The sequence below is a fragment of the Kineococcus indalonis genome, assembly GCF_009906395.1.
In the GTDB taxonomy this organism is placed as follows: domain Bacteria; phylum Actinomycetota; class Actinomycetes; order Actinomycetales; family Kineococcaceae; genus Kineococcus; species Kineococcus indalonis.
Genome location: NZ_JAAALM010000461.1, coordinates 1 through 3,281 on the forward strand (window position 1 = coordinate 1; position 3,281 = coordinate 3,281).

Here is a 3,281-nt window from a genome sequence, read left to right on the forward strand (position 1 = left end):
GGCCCGGCGCCGGGCCCGCCGAGCCGCGCGGCGTCGACGTGCTCGACGTGGGCACCCCGTTCGACCACGAGCGCCAGGCGATCCTGTACGTGCCGCCCGCCGGCTTCCCCGCCCCCGCGGGCCCCGAGCGCACCGCCCACACGGCCGCGGTGCTGCGCGAGCTCACCGCCCTGGTGCGCGCCGCCGGGGGGCGCACCCTGGCGCTGTTCACCACCACCAGGGCCGCCCGCGACGCCGCGGCGCACCTGCGCGCCGCCGTGACCACCCCCGTCCTGGTGCAGGGGGAGGCGCCCACCGCGCGGCTGGTGCAGGAGTTCGCCGCGGTGGAGGAGTCCACCCTGTGCGCCACGATGGGCATGTGGCAGGGCGTCAACGTCCCCGGCCCGAGCCTGTCCTGCGTCGTCATGGACAAGGTGCCCTTCGCGCCCCTGGACGACCCGCTGCTGTCGGCGCGCCGCGAGGCCGCCGACGCCGCCGGCCGCGACGGCTTCACCGAGGTCCACGTCGCCGCCGCCGCCGTGGCGCTCGCCCAGGGGGCCGGGCGGCTGGTGCGCACCAGCACCGACCGCGGCGTCGTCGCGGTCCTCGACCCGCGCCTGCGCACCAAGGCGTACGGACCGCTCCTGCTGGCCTCCCTGCCCGAGGGCATGCGGCGGTTCAGCGACCTCGAGGTCGTCACGGGCGCCCTGACCCGCCTGGTCGCCACCACCGCCGGCCCCGGTGCCGTCCGCGGCCCCGAGGTGCCGACCCCGCGCGTCGACGCACCCGCCGGTGCGCCCTCGGACGCGTCCGCCGGTGCGCCCGCCGACCCCCCGGTGCGCAGGGCGGCGCCGCGCCGGGGCGCGACCCGTGCCCTGGCCCGTCGCACCCGGGCGGGCGGCACCGGCACCTGAGCCGGGCCGGGCCCTCCACCGGCACCTGGGCCGGGCCCTCCACCGGTGCCCGGGGCCGGCCCGCTCAGGCCGCCCGGTCCTGCTCGTCCTGCTCGTGCTCGCCCGGCACGCCGTCGCCGTGCACGCCCTCGCCGTGCAGGAGCTCGTCCCGCCCGGAGCGGGTGTGCTGCAGCATCTCGGCCAGGCGCCAGGCCTCGGACCTGTTCAGGTGCAGCCCCATCTCCCGGTGGGTGCCCATGCCGGAGTAGATCACCACGCCGGACAGGTCGGGCTCGCACCCGTCGTCGTCGATGACGCTCAGGCAGATCCAGGGTTTGATGCCCGGGCGGAAGTGCGCCAGCCGCATCGGCGGCACGTCGCGCTCCCCGGTGAGGTACGGCACGAGCATCCGCACGTAGGAGAGGTCGTAGACCTCGGTGCGCCCCTCGGCGCGCAGGATGACGTCGTTGCCCTGGATGGTCACGGACTCGGCGGCGGTGGCCCCTAGCTGCACCTGCCTCATTCCAGTGCACGACCCGCGCGAGTGCACGTCGAGCGGTGTGCCGGTCCTGCCGGTGCCGTGCCGACCCGTGTCGGTGTCGTGCCACGGCCGTGTCAGCACCGTGCCGGGCCCCGGGGGGGGGGCGGGACGGCCCGCGCGAGCCGTGCCCCGGCGGGGCCTCAGCGCACCCGCTCGGCGGTGAACTGCATGCGCGGGGCGGCGAAGAAGTCCTGCGCCTGCACGATCTGCAGTTCCCGCTGGCCCGAGCGGTGGGTCGTCTCGATGAGGTCGAAGACGCTGGAGGCGGTGCGCTCCAGCGCGGCGCGCGCGTCGCCGGTGCCCCGCAGGTGCGCCGCGAAGAGCGCCGCGGTGACGTCGCCGGAACCGTTCGCCTTGAACGGCAGCAGCGGGGTGCGGACGATCCACGCGCCGGCGTCGTCGACGACGAGCATCTCGATCGTGCCGGGTTCGCGCCCGGGCCGCTCCACGCTCGTGACGAGCACGGTGGAGGGGCCCGTCGCACGGGCCAGGTCGGCGGAGGCGAGGGTGGACTCCAGCGTCGTCGGCTCCGTGCCGGTCAGGTAGCCCAGCTCGAACTGGTTCGGCGTGATGACGTCGGCGGCCGGGACGACCCGCTCGCGCAGCAGGTCCGGGATCTCCGGGGCCACGAAGCAGCCCGACCGGGCGTTGCCCATCACCGGGTCGCACGTGTAGACGGCCGAGGGGTTCGCGGCCTTCACCCGGCGCACGGCGTCGACGATCACGTCGGCGATCCCGGTGCCGCCCTGGTAGCCGGAGAGCACGACGTCGATCTCGGGGAACACCCCGCGCTCCTCGACGCCGGTGAGGACGTCCGCGACGTCCTCCGCTGCCATGACGGGCCCCCGCCACGCGCCGTACCCGGTGTGGTTGGAGAAGTTCACCGTGTGCACGGGGACGACCTCCACGCCGATCCGCTGCAGCGGGAACACGGCCGCGGAGTTCCCGACGTGGCCGTGCGCCACCGCCGACTGGATGGAGAGGATCTTCACGGTCTCAGCCCTTCGACGGCACGGGGGTGGCGGTGCTGGTGTGCGCCGCAGGGGCGTCGAACCCGCCGGGGCATCCTACTCACCAGAGCCCTCCCGGCCCGCCCCGCGGCCCGCGCGGCTCAGCGGGCGCTGGCCGCGGCGACGACCTGCTCGGCGATCTGGCGCAGCTTGCGGTTGGTGTGCTGCGACTGCGTGACCAGGTGCTGGAAGGCCTCCTCGGCGTCGCAGCGCAGCTGCGCCATGACGATGCCCTTGGCCTGCTCGATCACCGCGCGCGACTGCATCGCGGTGTGCAGGTGCTCGCTGAGGGCGACGGCGGAGGCGTACAGCGAGTGGTTGGCCAGCGCGATGGCGGCGTAGCCGGCGAACACCTGCAGAAGCTGCACCGACTCGGCGTCCAGCGGCTCCTCCTCGAAGCGGTACGCGTTCAGGCCGCCCAGGACGCGCTGGGGCACGGGCATGCCCACCGAGACGGTGCTGCGCACCCCCTGGCGGGCCGCGACGGCGGCGAAGGCGGGGTAGGTGGTGTCCCGGGAGGTGTCGTCCACGCGCACGACGCCGCCGCTGTGCGCGGCGTCCAGGCACGGGCCGAAACCGCTCTCGTACTGCCGCTCGTCCAGCGTGGCCGCCAGGCGGCCGGTGAAGGCGGCGCTGCGCGCCTTCTCGCCCTCCAGCAGGGTCACGGAGACCTCCTCCGCGCCCGGCACGCACGCGCGGGCCAGTTCCGCCACGCGGGTCAGCACCTCGTGCAGCGGCGTCTGCCCGACCACCAGGCGGCCCAGCTCCGTGAAGGCCTCCTCCGGCTGCATCACGGGCCGGTCCGCGGGGTCCCGCGCGCCGACCCGGCGGGGGCCGGCCGCGCCGGCGGGGTGGGCG

At 76.0% G+C, this 3,281-nt stretch carries 4 protein-coding genes; 1 reads left to right on the forward strand and 3 read right to left on the reverse strand.

The window, feature by feature from the left end; genetic code table 11:
- The coding region (locus GTR00_RS17445; protein WP_276610302.1) for a helicase C-terminal domain-containing protein at positions 1–893 on the forward strand (893 nt) is incomplete at its 5' end.
- A gap of 64 nt (positions 894–957) precedes the next feature.
- Here GTR00_RS17445 and GTR00_RS17450 read toward each other — a convergent pair.
- The 3 genes from GTR00_RS17450 to GTR00_RS17460 all read right to left on the reverse strand — a co-directional run.
- The gene (locus GTR00_RS17450) at positions 958–1,386 is read right to left on the reverse strand and encodes a hypothetical protein (RefSeq protein ID WP_166612851.1); all 429 of its coding nucleotides are present in this window, start codon (positions 1,384–1,386) and stop codon (positions 958–960) included.
- Between the two features lie 167 nt (positions 1,387–1,553).
- On the reverse strand, positions 1,554–2,405 hold the full coding sequence (gene pdxY, locus GTR00_RS17455) for a pyridoxal kinase PdxY (protein WP_166612852.1): 852 nt from the start codon (positions 2,403–2,405) through the stop codon (positions 1,554–1,556).
- A 119-nt stretch (positions 2,406–2,524) separates the two neighbouring features.
- A partial coding sequence (locus GTR00_RS17460) for an ANTAR domain-containing protein (RefSeq protein WP_407659724.1) occupies positions 2,525–3,281 on the reverse strand: 757 nt, incomplete at its 5' end.